This is a genomic window from Bacteroidales bacterium, assembly GCA_012519055.1.
Classification (GTDB): domain Bacteria; phylum Bacteroidota; class Bacteroidia; order Bacteroidales; family Salinivirgaceae; genus JAAYQU01.
This window is the reverse complement of record JAAYQU010000014.1, coordinates 54,749-70,489: the sequence shown is the minus strand read 5'-3', so window position 1 is coordinate 70,489 and position 15,741 is coordinate 54,749. Positions and strand designations below refer to the sequence as shown.

17 protein-coding genes are annotated in these 15,741 nt (G+C 35.1%); 9 read left to right on the top strand and 8 right to left on the bottom strand.

Going from position 1 to position 15,741, the window contains the following annotated elements; genetic code table 11:
- Positions 1-9: 9 nt before the first annotated feature.
- The 8 genes from rfaE2 to rpoN form a co-directional block, all read right to left on the bottom strand.
- Positions 10-498 (bottom strand): D-glycero-beta-D-manno-heptose 1-phosphate adenylyltransferase, encoded by a 489-nt coding sequence (rfaE2, locus tag GX311_03055; GenBank protein NLK15354.1) that lies wholly within the window; start codon positions 496-498, stop codon positions 10-12.
- Positions 499-612: 114 nt separating this feature from the next.
- Positions 613-1,623 (bottom strand): flippase-like domain-containing protein, encoded by a 1,011-nt coding sequence (locus tag GX311_03050; protein ID NLK15353.1) that lies wholly within the window; start codon positions 1,621-1,623, stop codon positions 613-615.
- Between the two features lie 6 nt (positions 1,624-1,629).
- The gene (locus GX311_03045; GenBank protein ID NLK15352.1) at positions 1,630-1,983 is read right to left on the bottom strand and encodes an aspartate 1-decarboxylase; all 354 of its coding nucleotides are present in this window, start codon (positions 1,981-1,983) and stop codon (positions 1,630-1,632) included.
- A gap of 35 nt (positions 1,984-2,018) precedes the next feature.
- Entirely contained in the window at positions 2,019-2,858 is an 840-nt protein-coding gene (locus tag GX311_03040) for a pantoate--beta-alanine ligase (GenBank protein ID NLK15351.1), read from the bottom strand.
- Positions 2,859-3,158: 300 nt separating this feature from the next.
- Positions 3,159-3,713 (bottom strand): DUF3575 domain-containing protein, encoded by a 555-nt coding sequence (locus tag GX311_03035; protein ID NLK15350.1) that lies wholly within the window; start codon positions 3,711-3,713, stop codon positions 3,159-3,161.
- 156 nt (positions 3,714-3,869) lie between these two features.
- A complete protein-coding gene (gene rnr / locus GX311_03030) occupies positions 3,870-6,176 on the bottom strand; it encodes a ribonuclease R (GenBank protein NLK15349.1) in 2,307 nt (768 codons plus the stop codon).
- 176 nt (positions 6,177-6,352) lie between these two features.
- Positions 6,353-6,961, bottom strand: a complete 609-nt coding sequence (locus GX311_03025) for a hypothetical protein (GenBank protein ID NLK15348.1) — start codon at positions 6,959-6,961, stop codon at positions 6,353-6,355.
- Positions 6,962-6,971: 10 nt separating this feature from the next.
- Entirely contained in the window at positions 6,972-8,453 is a 1,482-nt protein-coding gene (gene rpoN / locus GX311_03020) for an RNA polymerase factor sigma-54 (protein ID NLK15347.1), read from the bottom strand.
- A 370-nt stretch (positions 8,454-8,823) separates the two neighbouring features.
- Here rpoN and rpiB point away from each other — a divergent pair, with 370 nt between their 5' ends.
- From rpiB to GX311_02975, 9 genes are read left to right on the top strand one after another with little or no spacing between them, the layout of a single operon-like run.
- Entirely contained in the window at positions 8,824-9,258 is a 435-nt protein-coding gene (gene rpiB / locus GX311_03015) for a ribose 5-phosphate isomerase B (protein NLK15346.1), read from the top strand.
- A 3-nt stretch (positions 9,259-9,261) separates the two neighbouring features.
- Positions 9,262-9,702, top strand: a complete 441-nt coding sequence (locus GX311_03010; GenBank protein NLK15345.1) for an Rrf2 family transcriptional regulator — start codon at positions 9,262-9,264, stop codon at positions 9,700-9,702.
- A 12-nt stretch (positions 9,703-9,714) separates the two neighbouring features.
- Complete coding sequence (locus GX311_03005) at positions 9,715-10,197, top strand: hypothetical protein (protein NLK15344.1); 483 nt, start codon at positions 9,715-9,717, stop codon at positions 10,195-10,197.
- A gap of 17 nt (positions 10,198-10,214) precedes the next feature.
- Complete coding sequence (locus GX311_03000; protein ID NLK15343.1) at positions 10,215-11,999, top strand: hypothetical protein; 1,785 nt, start codon at positions 10,215-10,217, stop codon at positions 11,997-11,999.
- Between the two features lie 7 nt (positions 12,000-12,006).
- On the top strand, positions 12,007-13,059 hold the full coding sequence (locus GX311_02995; GenBank protein ID NLK15342.1) for a hypothetical protein: 1,053 nt from the start codon (positions 12,007-12,009) through the stop codon (positions 13,057-13,059).
- A gap of 43 nt (positions 13,060-13,102) precedes the next feature.
- Positions 13,103-13,726, top strand: coding sequence for an HAD family phosphatase (locus GX311_02990; protein NLK15341.1), 624 nt, complete (start codon positions 13,103-13,105; stop codon positions 13,724-13,726).
- 2 nt (positions 13,727-13,728) lie between these two features.
- The gene (locus GX311_02985; protein ID NLK15340.1) at positions 13,729-14,163 is read left to right on the top strand and encodes a hypothetical protein; all 435 of its coding nucleotides are present in this window, start codon (positions 13,729-13,731) and stop codon (positions 14,161-14,163) included.
- A gap of 2 nt (positions 14,164-14,165) precedes the next feature.
- A complete protein-coding gene (locus GX311_02980) occupies positions 14,166-15,188 on the top strand; it encodes an NAD-dependent epimerase/dehydratase family protein (protein ID NLK15339.1) in 1,023 nt (340 codons plus the stop codon).
- On the top strand, positions 15,178-15,669 hold the full coding sequence (locus GX311_02975) for a UpxY family transcription antiterminator (protein NLK15338.1): 492 nt from the start codon (positions 15,178-15,180) through the stop codon (positions 15,667-15,669). The genes GX311_02980 and GX311_02975 overlap by 11 nt, the downstream gene beginning before the upstream one ends.
- The last annotated feature ends 72 nt before the right edge of the window (positions 15,670-15,741 follow it).

Sequence of the window (15,741 nt, the reverse complement as noted above, 5' to 3'; positions counted from 1 at the left end):
GTGAATTTGCTATTTTTTCATTCGCTCTATAACCGATGTTGTCGAATAACCCTCTACAAGATTTATTGTAACAACCTCGCCCCCTTTAGCTTTAACAATATCGTAGCCTACAATATCTTCGGGTTTGTAGTCGTTGCCTTTAACCAAAAAATCAGGTTGCACTGCCTTAATAAGATTGTATGGTGTGTCCTCATCAAACAAAATTACAGCATCGACAAAATTGAGTGAAGCCAAAACCAACGAGCGGGCAACCTCGTCCTGCAAAGGTCTTTCAGGTCCTTTAAGACGGCGCACCGAGGCATCAGTGTTTAATCCAATAACTAAATGGTCGCCAAAATCAGCCGCCTGAGCTAAATATTCAACATGACCACGATGTAAAATATCAAAACAGCCATTACTGAAAACCACTTTTCGGTTTTTAAACCGCCAGTATGCAAGCACTCTTTGTATTGATTCAACAGTGTGTAGTTTGCTGATTATTAAGTCGAGATTGTTCATAAATCGGGATTTTTTAAATATTGGTAAAGATATTTAAAAAAATTAAAAATTAGAAGTCAGAAGGTAGAAGGTAGAATTTAAGGGATTGTAAAGAAAATTGTTAATTGCACATTGCTAATTGCTAATTGATTTGTTTCTGTTTGATATGGGAAGCAAAACAAGGCTTGTAAATCCAACAATTACTACAACCACCATACTAACAGCGTGAGCTATAAGCGCAAACATTCGCGCATCAGTACTACCAATACCATAAACAGTTAACGCAGCTATAACCATAAAGTGATAAGCACCAATACCGCCTTGAACGGGTGCAAGCATTCCATAACTACCAATCAGGAACACTACAAGCATTTGATTTATTGTAAACTGAACATTACCGGCAAACGAAAAGGCTTTGAATGTTAGGCACATAACTATAAAATACAAAACCCATATCAACAGCGAATAGAAGATATAAAGCGCAGGATTTTTGAGTTTAAAAATTGAAAGAAGTCCCTCTTTTAATGTTGTAATCTTATCAAAAATCTTTTTAATAATATTTTGCGCTTTTTTACTGTATTTCAGTATTAAAAGATATACTACAACTGTAAAAACACCTAACGCAATAACTATTATAAGGTTTCTAACCGAAAGCAAATTTTGGATATTTTCTGAAAGTACCGGATTGTCCTCTAAAAGTTTTGAAAAGAAGTTGTCATTATAAAAAATTACAACGACTGTAATACCTATAATAATTATCAAATCTACAATACGTTCGGCTATAATGGTTCCGAAGCCTCCGGTAAATGATATCTTTTCATACTTTTTTAGAACTGCAGCACGTGTAACTTCGCCCAACCGTGGTATTGCCAGATTAACGAGATATCCCACCATAACAGCGTGAAACAGATTACTGCGGCTCGCTTTCTTCTCTATTGATGTCAGAGCAAGCTCCCAACGTATGGCACGTACCAAATGGCTGCCAACACTTACAATAGCGGCTAAAATTAGCCAATAATAATTCAGGTTTTTTGAGGCTTCAATAAGATCGTCAATCGATTGGTCTTTGTAAAGTTTCCAAAATAGAAAAATACCAATACCTATAAATAGCAAAAATTTAAATGCATTGACTATCTTTTTCTTCAATGTAGCTTACTTAACTAATAGATTTGTATTAGAATCGGGAAAAATAAATGTTGGTTTAAATTTTTTAGCCTCTTCAAAATCCATTGTGGCATAAGATATTATAATAACCATATCACCAACTTGTGCTTTGCGTGCAGCAGGTCCGTTCAAACAGACAACGCCTGACTTGCGCTCTCCCTTTATTACGTAAGTGTCCAACCGCTCACCATTATTGATGTTTACTATCTGAACCTTTTCGTTTTCGATAATATTTGCGGCATCCATCAAATCTTCATCGATAGTTATACTGCCAACATACTTTAAGTTTGCTTCAGTAATCGTAACCTGATGTATTTTTGATTTTATTACCTCAATAAACATAGCTCTATTTATTTTCGATGCAAAGGTATAACTTTTTAAAACAATATGTTGTCAATTAACCTAACTTTACCACAATAAACAGCAATACACCCAATTTTTTCGCACTTTTCGTCCCACGAATTTACAGACATAAGTGTCTGAGAATTAACTATATCAAAATATTCTGTTCGCAATCCGTCGATAACATCGATTTTAGAAACTACCATATTTTTTAACTCCTTTACAGAATATTTATCTTTCTCCGATACAGCTGCTGACATTATCTCAAAAATCTTTGGTGCAATTTTTCGTTGTTCATATGTTAATAGTTCGTTTCGCGAGCTTTTTGCCAATCCATCTTTCTCGCGCACCGTTGGTACAGGAACGATATCAATATTATAATTTAACTGTTTTGTAATATGCTGGATTATAGCCAATTGTTGAAAATCTTTTTTTCCAAAATAGGCTCTGTTGGGTTTAACAGTGTCAAACAGTTTTGTAACAATTTGGACAACCCCATTGAAATGTCCAGGTCTAAACTCCCCTTCCATAACAGTTGCGAGCGAACCGAGGTCAAACACCCTTTCATCTGGTTCGGGATACATCTCTTCTATAGTGGGAAAAAATACAGCATCGCATTTTTCAACTCTAAGTTTTTCAAAATCAGCCTGTTCGTTGCGCGGATACGATCTTAAATCCTCCTTGTTATTGAATTGAGTGGGATTAACAAAAATGCTAACAACTGTACACGAATTGTTTTGTACCGATTCACGAACTAATGCCAAATGCCCCTCGTGTAATGCACCCATAGTGGGAACGAAACCGATGGTTCTGTTTTCTCGTTTTTGATTCTCAACAAACGAGGTCATCTCTGCTTTACTCTTTATTATCTGCATATCAAAAAAATAAGCCTACAAATATACGGGTTGTTTTTCAGTCAATAAAAAAGTTTTTAATATAAAATGCTCGTTTAGCGTTTTTGATGGATATTTTTATAGTAAGTTTTATGCTGACACGTCCTTAGAACATAGAAGCCCATTTCAATCGAGGTATATCCCAATTATAATTTGACGAGACGGAGCAGAGCTCGACGATCTGCAATAACCCGGAAAGTTGGAACTGTGGAATCTTATGTATTATTTGAATGAAATAAATAAAGCGCCAAATGGCGCTTTATTATTGCGTATTTTGTTGTGTCAGAATGCAAATCCAATTGCCAAAGTAATAGCAGGCAAAATAAAGCCTGTAGCGGTAAAATCGGTATCTTTCAAATCTCCGCTTAAAAATGTGTAACGAGGTCCAATTCCTAAATCCAATGTAAAGCCACTATCCCAAGCCCACTGGTATCCTAGTTGAACTCCACAAGAAAGAGTTTTGATACCAACTCTATTATTGTTGGAGTTTTTCACACTTCCAAAAGAAAAAATACCTTCTGGCATAATCCAAAAACCTGTGGGTACCACGCGTTTTGCATGGGTAAAATAGTAGCGATAACCAACTCCAACTCCCCCTGCACTAATATCTATTCCCAAAAATTTGTACATATAACTCGCTGAAAACAATATAGAAGATTTGGTGTTTAATAGCGTTTCATAAGTAGCATTGAAATTTCCAAAAGCTAATCCTATGGGATTTGTTTTTATTACTTCCCGTACTTCCTGTACTTCCTTTTCTTCTTGGGAAAAACTGTTCATAGAAATAACGAAAGAACATACAACTAGCACAATTTTTAATTTAGTTAATCTTTTCATAGTTTACAATTATTTCAGTTTTTGATTATATTGAACTCACATGCTTTTGGTTATCAAGTTTAGGTTTGCATATTAGTTTTATAAAATTAAATATAAAACAACTTTTCAAAGATATGGCGAAAAAAAAATCAAAACAAAAGAAAACTGAGAAAAATATCAATGCTCTATTTTTTTTCTTGCCTTTTTACCAAAAGTTTTACTCTTTCCTTTTTTGTAATTTGCAGTTTTTTTCGGCTTCTTTTTCGAGTAATCGTTCTTTTTATCTTTTGGGTTTACCAGTACGTTTTCAAATTTGGCTTCTTTGTGTTTAACATATGTTTTTACAAGTTCATAGTCAAGCTGTTTTTTCATTAAATTTGCCTTTACTACTCGTACTCTAACTTTATCTCCCAGTCTGAATATGCGTCCATTGTGTTCGCCTATCAGGCAGTATTCATCTTCGTTGAATATGTAGTAGTCGTCTTCAAGAGATTGTAGTGAAATCATGCCCTCGCACGAGTTCCCCTCTAATTCAACATAAAAGCCCCAATTTGTCACTCCCGAAATTACGCCGTCGAACTCCTGCTCTAATTTATCAGCAAGATATTCAACCTGTTTATATTTTATGCTTGCTCTTTCGGCTGATGTAGCCAATATTTCACGTTCATTACAGTGTTTACAGTCGGCTTCTGTGTCGGCAAGAACTGCCGATCTTTTCCCTTCCATATATCGTGTTAACAGCCTGTGTGCCATCAGGTCTGGATACCTTCGAATTGGGCTTGTAAAATGCGAATAGTATTCAAAAGCAAGTCCGTAGTGACCTATGTTTTTAGTTGAATATTCGGCACGCGCCATCGACCTGATAGCCAAGGTTTCAACCACATTTTGCCATGCCTGACCATTACTGTTTGTAATAAGGTTGTTTAGTGATTTTGAGATTGTTAGGTTGTTTTCTGTGTTTATCTCCTGTCCAAAACGCTTCACAAATTTCGCGAAACGTTCTAACTTTTCCTGGTTTGGCTTATCGTGAATCCTGTAAACAAATGTTTTGGGTTTGCCTTTAACAGCTTTTTCTGTATTTATATAAGTTGCTACTGTTCTGTTAGCCAACAACATCAGCTCTTCGATAAGCTGATTTGACTCTTTATTCTCTTTTAGATATACGTCAATAGGTTTGCCTTCATCGTCCAATATGAAATTGACTTCTGAACGCTCGAAATTAATAGCGCCCTTGTCAAATCGCTTTTCACGTAATTTTTGTGCGATATTGTGACATACTATCAATTCTTTTGCAAAATCACCTTCAGTTGTTTCAATTCGTTCTTGTGCCTCTTCATACGTAAACCTGCGTTTTGATTTAATTACAGTGCGACCTATCCAATACTCTAATACAGTTCCGTTCTTATCGATATTAAAAACCACAGAGTAAGTTAATTTGTCGGTATTAGGTTGAAGTGAACAGACGTTGTTCGACAGTTTTTCGGGTAGCATTGGCACTGTTCTGTCAACCAAATAGACACTTGTTCCACGCGTAAAAGCCTCTTTGTCAATAATATCACCAGGTTCAATATAGTGTGATACATCAGCAATGTGAACGCCAATTTCCCAAACGTCTTTATCAATATTACGTACTGAAATGGCGTCGTCGAAATCTTTAGCATCTGCAGGGTCGATAGTAAAGGTTGTGATATTTCTAAAATCGCGTCTTTTTTCTATCTCCTGTTTACTTATAGTTGTCCTAATTTTTTTGGCAGCTTCTGTAACATTTGCAGGAAACTCGTATGGTAGTCCAAACTCAACCAAAATGGCATGCATTTCTGTATCGTTTTCGCCGATATTTCCCAAAATTTTAACAATCTTTCCTGTAGGATTGTGTGCATCCTCAGCCCATTCAGTAATTTCGACAACAACTTTTTGATTCTCCTTAACTTTTGTCCGCGTTACTTCCGATTTTGGAATAAAGATATCAACAGGCAATGTCCCCGAGTCGGGCAAAAAAAATGCAAAATTCTGACTAATTTCGACAATCCCTACAAATGAGGTTCGTGCACGTTTTACGATTTCAAAAATCTCAACACTTGCCTTGCGCCGTTTCGAGCCTGGGTATACATATGCGCGCACTCGGTCATTTGGAAAAGCACGAAAAAGATTTGCATAAGAAACTTCATACTCTTGACCATCATCGGTAGTAAGTATAGCAGGTCCTTTACGACTAATGGAGATTTTCCCCTCAATTATATTTCTCTGCCGTATAGCCCTATACCGACCTCTATCGACCTTTTTAATCTGTTCTGTTTCGGCAAGATAGTCAAGTGCGGCTATTATCCTTGGGCGTAATGAGCTGTCGTTAAGTTTAAGTTCTCTGGCTACTTGCTTGTAATTGAATATTTTAGTAGGATTACTATTTAAAAATTCAAGTATAGTATGATTCAAATAAAAGGGTTTTAACACCTCTTTTTTAGATTTTTTATTTTTATTACTCATTTAGTTTTCTGTTTATTAATTGATGGTAAACTAATCATATTCCCTGTTGGAATTAACATATAAGTTTGTAAATATCAATAAATTAAGTTTACTTTGTACTATATTTTGGTTAAATTTTTGTCACATAATAGGATTATTGAACTTAAATTTAACAAAGGTGTAGCTGATATTTGTTTTTAATAAATTAACATTGTTAACGATATCGTCAAAAATCCACACAAAAACCCTGTAACAACTTGCAATAACGAATGCTGCTGAAGGTACATTCTTGCTGATAGAACGATACCTGTATAAATCAGTGCTTGAAAAAACAATCCTTCGGGATATCCATGACGGAACAATAAAATCAGTACCAAAAGGGCAACAATTCCCCCAAGTCCTACTCCGTGTAACGATATTTTCCACCAAATACTAACCACGGCAGCTATTAAGGTTGAAATGAAAACACCTAGAATAAATCCTGTCAATATTCCGGGTACATTTAGACGACTTAAAGTATAGTAAGAGAAAAAATAGAAAATTGCCATTACAAACAGAGGTATATAACGCTCTTGTTTTTGGGTCATTTGGAACATCTTAAAGGTTTTACGGAATATAAAAATTGGAAGCATTAACAGAGGAAAACCTATTGTGCTTGACGCAATAATAATATATATTGCTCTATGCACTTGATTGGGCAACAACATTAAAAGTTGCGAATGATTTAAAAGTATAAATGCGCCAATAATCGGCATCCAAATAGGGTGAAAAACAACCGAAACTGCCTGAGCCAAATTTTTAAGCATACTGTAATTTTTAAATTTCTTTTCGCAAACGTGCAACCGGAATGTTTAATTGCTCGCGATATTTCGCAACTGTTCGGCGCGCAATATTATAACCCTTATCACATAACAATTGTGTGAGTTTTTCATCTGTTAACGGTTTACGTTTATTCTCATTATCGATACACTCTTGCAGATACTGTTTTATTTCACGCGTTGAGACCTCTTTGCCAGAATCGGTTGTCATTGATTCTGAGAAAAACGATTTGAGAGAGAGAATTCCATACTCTGTTTGTATATATTTCGAATTTGCAACCCTCGATATCGTTGAAATATCTAGCCCTGTAATGTCGGCTATATCTTTTAATATCATGGGTCTAAGTTTTTTCTCATCTCCGGTCAGGAAATATTCCCTCTGATATCCCAATATTGCTTCCATTGTAAGTAGCAGAGTGTCTTGTCGTTGCTTGATAGCATCAATAAACCAACGTGCCGAATCTAATTTTTGCTTTACAAATGCTATTGTCTCTCTATCTGAGCGGGTTTTGTTTTTACTGTTTGAATACTCCTCCAGCATATCAATGTAAGTGCGACTAATTCGTAAGTCAGGAACATTCCTCGAATTCATTGAAACTGTTAATTCTCCATCTTCTGTCTCTAAAATAAAATCTGGGATTATTGTCGAAGTGTCACGTATTGTGGGATCCGTAAACGAAGTGCCGGGCTTAGGATTTAATCGCAATATTTCATCAATTGAGTCTTTAAGTGTATCTTCATCAATTGACAACCGACTCATTATTTTATCGTAATGTTTGCGAGTAAATTCGTTAAAATAATTTCTTAATATTTTATCGGCAATGGCAACCTCTGGTTTTGATGTGTCTTGTCGTTCTATTTGAAGTAAAAGGCACTCTTGCAAATCGCGCGCTCCAACACCAGCAGGGTCTAATTCATGTACTGCCTTAAGTGCTTGATACAATTCATCTTCAGTCGTACGGATATTCATTGTAAAGACTAAATCATCTACTATAGACGACAATTTACGTCGTAGATATCCATCTTCGTCAATGTTGCCAATTAAATACTCGGCTAACTCACGCCTTTCGTGCGATAGATTTCTTTTTAGTCGCAGTTGGGTTATAAGGTTTTCATGAAATGTTATTCCGCCTGAATAGGGGATTTCGCGTTGTTCGTCGTCTCTTGAATAGTTGTTTGCGGTTAAACGATATTCTGGAATGTCATCATCATCAGGCAGGTAATCTTCAAGACTGAATTCGTCTTCACTGTTGTAATCGTCTTCAGCATCGGAGCTGTCGTTGTGGTCGATTTCTTCTTTTTCATATTGTAAATCGTCACTGCCGTTGTTTTCAGCTTCTTCTAGAGCGGGATTTTCTTCTATCTCTTTTTTTACTCGCTGTTCAAACTGTAACGTAGGGATTTCCAGCAGCTTGATAAGTTGAATTTGCTGCGGAGAAAGTTTTTGTAAAATTTTCTGTTGTAATTTCTGTTTTAACATCTTTATCGTTACAATCGTTTAAACAACGGTATAAATTATAGGTTATAATTTGTGTAAAGTTACTATATTTTTTTGAAAATATTTTTTTATAACTACTTAATAATACTAAAAAACAACAACTATTACAACTTTTTGTTCATGATTTACAAAGAGTGATGAATAATAATCGTATTTACAATGTGATTATTAAAAAAATATTTTACATAATTCATTAAACTTGGCACACAAATAGATGACTATAAAATATGTGAGTCTCACATTACCTTAAACAAAAAATTATAGACATATAATCATTTTATTATTAGGCTCAATTAGAGTATATTTGCTATTGATTTAAAATGCCACAACAGCACATTAAAATTGCCACGATATGAAACTTACAACTATACACTTAGCATCAGATCATGCAGGATATCTTCTAAAGCGACATGTGATTAGTTTCCTACAAAAAGAGGGCTATTCGATTGTTGATCATGGTGCCGATTCAGAACAATCTGTCGATTATCCCGATTATGCGCACAAATTAGCCAAAAATATAAATGAACAAACCTTTGGCATTGCCGTTTGTGGTAGTGGTATTGGAATAAGCATTGCATTAAACCGCCACAGCAACGTTAGGGCAGCACTGTGTTGGAATCAAACAATGGCAACTCTTTCACGCCAACACAATAACGCTAATGTTTGTGTACTTTCAGGACGATTTTTATCACTTACAGACGCTGAAAAAATTGTAACAGCTTTTCTAACATCGAGTTTTGAAGGTGGCAGGCATCAAAACAGAATTGATAAAATTAATATAAAGTAGCCGATGATATCAAACACATGCAAATACGCTATCCGAGCCATGATTTATCTTGCTTTAAACGAAGATAAAAACTCTATGATTGGGATTAAGCAAATTGCATCTGATCTTGATATTCCACAACCATTTTTAAGTAAGATTTTACAGCAAATTACCAGACACAAGCTACTTTTATCAAACAAGGGACCAAACGGAGGATTTATGCTTGCAAAGCCTGCTTCAGAAATATCCTTAATGGATATTGTGACAATAATTGATGGTTCCAATTTTTTTGAGACCTGTATAATAGGATTAAACAGATGTGATGAGACTCTTGAACACGCTCACTGCCCTATTCACAATGACTTTTCGCCAGTAAGAAAAGAACTCAAAAATCTGTTTGAAAAAAAAACAATTGGCCTTTTGGCCGTTGAAATAAGCAATTCGGGAGGAAATATCAGAATATAAAACAATATACATATGTTAAAAAAATTTGCAACTTTTGTTATAATACTTGTTTCGTTCGCTGGTCTAAACGGTCAAAATCCGCCAACACACGACGGCATACAACAAACTATTGATGCGTTTATAGAAGGATTGAACAACAAGGATACCGTTTTATTGAAAAAAATAACCGATCCTAACTTAGGACTACTGACCGTTTTTCATGACGGCAGAAAAAATATTGTGGCAGCAGAAACTATGGAAATGTTTATTAATTCTTTAGCAAAGGGAAAAACATATCATAGAGAGCAGGCAGGATGTACAATTGAAACAAATAACATTATAGCTACAGCATGGTGTAAATATGTATGTCATGACGGTAAAAAGATTTCATATTGCGGAATAAACGCGTATCAACTATACAGGACCAATAAAGGTTGGAAAATTTTACAAATAACCAATTCGAGACAATCTTTCAAATGCGACCCTATAGTAGTTAACGAACAAAATAGTAATTAACTTTAAGTTCTCTGCTTTTGAAGTCAATACAAGTAACCCGATATCTCTTTTTAATGACTTTTTACAAAAAAATTGAAATAGTATTGTTTGTAGCAGCCTTAATTTTAACGGGTTGTGCAAAAGAGATGGCTCCTACGGGTGGACCCAAGGATACCTACGCACCCGAAGTAAAAAAAGCGAGTCCTAAGTTTAATTCTTTACACTTTGATTCGAAAAAAATATCTATAACTTTTAACGAATTCCTGAGTTTAAGAGATGCTTCACAAAAAGTTACGATATCGCCACCTCTCAACAAAAAGCCCGAAGTAAGACTGAAAGGTAAAACTGTTATAGTGGAACTGAACGACACCCTTCGCCCAAACACCACATACAATATCAATTTTCGCGATGCAATCCGCGATTATACTGAGGGAAACATTAAGGATAATTTTCAGTACGTGTTTTCAACAGGAGGCGAAATCGACACTATTTTTATCTCTGGAGTAGTTAAAAATGCAGCGACAGGTTTGCCAGTCGAAAATGTTCAAGTTGGCTTATATGACAATATTTACGACTCAGTTGTGGCCAAAGAAAAACCGCTATACTATTCGATTACGAATAAAGCAGGAGAATTTACAATTAATAATATAAAAAAGGGTGAGTATAAAATATTTGCACTTTCAGATATTGCAAACGACATGCTTTATAAATTGCCAAACGAAAAAGTTGCATTCATTGACAAAACTTTAAAGCCCAAAACCTATACCGATATTTCATACGATACATTAAAAGTAATAAAAGAGATATCTACAGAGAGTGGCGACACAATATTTGCTGATACAGTAATTCACAAAAGTATTGTTGCTTCAACTGTTGAGAAGATACGTTTAAATCTGTTCGAGCCTGATTATCAAAAACAGTTCGTAAAAACCTCATCACGCCCAAGGCGAAATCTCGCTAACATTGTGCTAAACCGTGAGCCATACTGCGAAACAACGCTTAGAACTTTTGACGACACTAGTTTTGTTCAGATTTATTCACAACGTGCTGACTCACTGTTGTTTGCTGTTCCAAGTTTTGAAATGACACTATCTGATACATTAAAGGCTGTCATAGAATACGGTATCCTCGATTCCTTAGAAAATCTGACAACGCAAAAGGATACTGTAACACTTGTAGTGGAAAAAAACAAGATGTTTGATGATGATACCATTGTTACGTTCACATCAAATGTTGTTAGCAACGTTTTAGACAAAAACAAAAAACTTGTTTTAAACTTTAATCATCCAATTGATTCAATTGACTATGAAAAAATCAAGCTCTTAACTTTGGAAGACACAGTGAAAAAGGCTGTTAGCTTCAACGCTAAATTGGACACAACAAAAAGCCTATTAATTGTTGATTACCAGTTTGTTCAAGACAACAATTATGAGATGGTTTTCGACACATTAGCCATTTCAGATATTTACGAACAGTACTTACATCCAAAAAGCTTAAAATTTAGAGTTCCCGACGAGTCGGAATATGGAATTTTAGCAGTAAACATTATCGGAGAGATTGAAAACAACTCTGTAATAGAGCTTTACGACAACTCAAAAAATGTTGTATGGCAAAGTTTTTATCCAATATCTCAAACATTAACAATAAGCGACTTGAAACCCGGAAAATACACTCTAAGGCTTTTTGTTGATTCAAATGGAAATAAAAAATGGGATACAGGAGACTATTATAAAAAGTTATTGCCCGAATTGGTTCTGACGTATGGTAAAGATATTACTATACGAGCAAATTGGGACACAGAGATAACTTGGAACTTAAAATAACAAGCATTTGTCTACCAAAGTTTTATTTGCGCCTTTAGATTGGGGCATGGGACACACAACAAGAGTGATTGCCCTTGCCGAAGAATTGCAGAAAAGGAATTATGAAATAATATTTGCATTACCCCAAAAGCAGTTTTTTTTACTTGAAGGGTATTCGTTTAAGAAAATTAAAGTTGTTGGATATAATATAAGGTATTACCCCCACCTAACTCCTATTCAGTCGCTTATATTACAGTTACCTAAAATTTCCTTTGTTTTTATAAGGGAACTGTTTATAGCAAAAAAAATCTCAAAAGCCAACGCTGTTGATGTAATTATAAGCGATAACAGACCCTTTTTCCGTTCACGTAATAGTGTCTCGTGTTATTTAAGTCATCAAACAAATCTCCCTGTTAAAGGGTTGACGGGCAAGCTAATAAATAAAATTTACACGCGAATAGTTAACAAATTCGATTACGCTCTTATTCCCGATTTTCCAAACAGCATATTGGCAGGAAAACTTTCCAATTCAAAAAATCTGAAAATAAAATCGTTTTATTGCGGACCACTAAGCCGTTTTACGTCAATAGGCCATAAAAGTGTCGACACTAAGTTTGAGTATGATATGGTCTATATTACATCGGGTCCTCAGCCTTACAGAAACCGTTTGGCAAAGAAGTTTATTGACATTCTTTCAAAATGTGACGGGAAACTTGCAGTATTAGGCTACACTAATCGTGAAAAATCAGACGTTTACGAAAACATTGATATTTATGGTCATCTCAACACCGAAGATTTTTATCGCGTAGTAAAATGTTCAAAAATAGTGGTTGCGCTTGCAGGGTATACAACAATAATGGACTGTGTTGTACTTTCAAAACCACTTATAATGCTTCCGACAAAAAATCAATGGGAACAAGAATACTTGGCAAAGCATTTGAGTAGTAAAAAAGGTTTTTATATCATAGATAAACCCGAGGATATTAAAAATTATGTTAACTTAGTACTAGAGCCGTTTGCTCAATCCTTTAATATATCAGAAATTCAAGTACCAGATACTATTTTTACAGCCAAATCTTAACAAAAAATTACATAAAACATTAGATAGAAAAAATTGTAGACAAATGAAGATTAAGTACATCATATTCGATTTAGGCGGAGTTTTAATGGATATCGATTTTGATAAAACATTCGAAGCCTATTCAAAAATTACAGGTAACCCAAAAGAGATTTTAAGAGATTCAAAACTTCTGTTAGATGTTTATCTAAATTACGAATCAGGAGCAATAACCGATGATGAGTTTCGCAGTGCAATCAGAAAAAATTTGAATGTCGACGTTGATGATAAAACCATTGACAATGCATGGAATGCACTTCTGTTAGACTTTAACAGTCAAGCCATTAGCCTACTACATTCTCTAAAAAATAAATACCCACTATACTTACTAAGTAATACTAATAATATCCACTTTAACCACAGCAACCAAAAAATAGCCGAGCAAAATTTAGCCGAAAGCTTGGTATCTCTATTCGATGGACTATTTTTATCGTATATAATAGGTTGTCGCAAACCTTCGGAAGAAATTTACCAACACGTTTTAGAACAGCTAAAATGTTTGCCACAAGAGATACTCTTTATCGATGATCTTGAACCAAACACAATAGCAGCTGAAAAGTTGGGAATCCAAACCATTTTACTTACCGACAAAAACAAAATTACAGAACTGGTTCTTAACAAGTTAAACTAAACATGGAAAACGCAATTGACAAGCATATTATTGATTTTATTGGCAGACATCATGTGCTTACAATAGCAACATCAGACAAAAACATTCCATGGTGTGCATCGTGCTTTTACGCTTGGATAAAAGATAAGAACGTTTTTGTTTACACAACCGACCACGACACGCGACATGGTATAGAAGCCTTAAAGAACCAAAACGTAGCAGCGAATATCGTTCTAGAAACTCGCATTGTTATGAAAATTCAAGGGCTACAAATCTCAGGAATTACTTTTCCTGTGGATAAAACTAACGAAGAGATCGCAAAAACAACATATTTAAAACGCTTTCCATACGCTCGCATTTCTGATTTAAACCTATGGATACTTGACCCTCAACATCTTAAACTAACCAACAATAAGCTTGGCTTTGGGAAAAAGATAATTTGGCAGAAAAATTGCTAAATTTGCATACCAAAGTTTTTGCTATGAATGTTGCCGTAACCGGGGCGAATGGACTTGTAGGATCGCATCTAATAAAAGTGTTGCTTGAAAAGGACGTAAAAGTAAAAGCCTTTATACGTTCAAACAGAGCAAAATTAGAACTCACAACCTTTTTAGGTGCCGATAATCTCAAAAATCTGCAATTTGTTTTTGGCGATATATTAAACAAAGAGAGTGTTGATAACCTTATACAAGGTGTTGATATTTTTTATCATACAGCTGCATATGTCTCTTTCAATCCACACGCAAAAAAACAGATTTACAACACAAATGTCAATGGAACAAAAAATATCGTCAATGCGCTTCTAAAAGAAAAGAACAGTTCAACAAAGCTTGTTTACCTAAGTAGCGTTGCTGCCATAGGAGACCCTATCAATGAAGAAATAGTCAACGAAAATCATCTCCTTAAAAAAAACGAGAAACAGAGCCATTACGGCAAATCTAAATACTTAGCCGAACTTGAAGTATGGCGCGGAATTGAAGAGGGATTGAATGCTGTGATACTAAACCCCGCCATTATTTTGGGAAATGCCAACTCGGGGAAAAGCTCATCAGCACTTTTACAACAAATGGCATTTGGATTACCCTTTATAACTGATGGAACCACTGGTTACGTCTCTGTCAACGATGTGTGCAGAGCCGCAATTATTTTATCAGATACAGACATAAAATCGCAGAGGTATATACTTTGTTCTGAGAATTTAAGCTATCAGAAATTATTTGAAATGGTGCAGAAATCATTGAACAAAGAGCGAAAACCAAGATTCATAAATAAAAAAATGCTTTGGACGATTTCTCTTTTAAACGAAATTTTTGCCTGGATATTTAATATATCTCCAAAATTGACTCGACAAATTGTAAAATCGGGATTTGAACACAGCAGATTTGACGGCAAAAAAATCGTACGTGATCTCGGATTCCAATACTCTGATTTACAGATCGAAATTGACAACATGCTAAACTCAAGTAACAGAAATGAGCAGTAGTTTACGCTGGTATGCAGTATCAACACGTTCACGTCACGAAAAAAAAGTGGCACTTCTACTTGCCGAAAAGGGGATAGAGACTTATCTGCCTGTAATTAAAACCGTCCGTCATTGGAGTGATAGGAAAAAGATAGTTGATATTCCTTTAATCACTTGTTATGTGTTTGTCAGGATTGATTACGATGACCATCTAGAAGTATTAAAAACGGCAGGAGTAGTTCGTTTTTTAATGTTTCAAAATCAGCCGGCTTATGTTCAAGATAAAGAGATAGAAAATCTACGTATTTTAACAGAAAACTCTGAAAATGTTAAAGTCCAAGATATTGACCTCCAAATAGGTGATTACATAGAAATAGATTCCGGCCCTTTTAGTGGATTTCAAGGTGAAATAATCAGAAAAAAAAGCAATCAAATATTGGTTGTTCGTTTAGATTTTATGTCAACTATGATATGTGTCGAAATTTCGTCAAAATATCTGTAAACACAACGCTTTGTTTAGTATCTTTGTGTCCTAAAGTACCTTAGTAGCCACACAAAACGTGTGAGTGAAAGG

Bases quoted from the DNA above. Each gene is read 5' to 3' on its own strand.
- rfaE2 (NLK15354.1), bottom strand. From the start codon at position 498: ATGAACAATCTCGACTTAATAATCAGCAAACTACACACTGTTGAATCA.
- GX311_03045 (NLK15352.1), bottom strand. From the start codon at position 1,983: ATGTTTATTGAGGTAATAAAATCAAAAATACATCAGGTTACGATTACT.
- GX311_03040 (NLK15351.1), bottom strand. From the start codon at position 2,858: ATGCAGATAATAAAGAGTAAAGCAGAGATGACCTCGTTTGTTGAGAAT.
- GX311_03035 (NLK15350.1), bottom strand. From the start codon at position 3,713: ATGAAAAGATTAACTAAATTAAAAATTGTGCTAGTTGTATGTTCTTTC.
- rnr (NLK15349.1), bottom strand. From the start codon at position 6,176: ATGAGTAATAAAAATAAAAAATCTAAAAAAGAGGTGTTAAAACCCTTT.
- GX311_03025 (NLK15348.1), bottom strand. From the start codon at position 6,961: ATGCTTAAAAATTTGGCTCAGGCAGTTTCGGTTGTTTTTCACCCTATT.
- rpoN (NLK15347.1), bottom strand. From the start codon at position 8,453: ATGTTAAAACAGAAATTACAACAGAAAATTTTACAAAAACTTTCTCCG.
- rpiB (NLK15346.1), top strand. From the start codon at position 8,824: ATGAAACTTACAACTATACACTTAGCATCAGATCATGCAGGATATCTT.
- GX311_03010 (NLK15345.1), top strand. From the start codon at position 9,262: ATGATATCAAACACATGCAAATACGCTATCCGAGCCATGATTTATCTT.
- GX311_03005 (NLK15344.1), top strand. From the start codon at position 9,715: ATGTTAAAAAAATTTGCAACTTTTGTTATAATACTTGTTTCGTTCGCT.
- GX311_02990 (NLK15341.1), top strand. From the start codon at position 13,103: ATGAAGATTAAGTACATCATATTCGATTTAGGCGGAGTTTTAATGGAT.
- GX311_02985 (NLK15340.1), top strand. From the start codon at position 13,729: ATGGAAAACGCAATTGACAAGCATATTATTGATTTTATTGGCAGACAT.
- GX311_02975 (NLK15338.1), top strand. From the start codon at position 15,178: ATGAGCAGTAGTTTACGCTGGTATGCAGTATCAACACGTTCACGTCAC.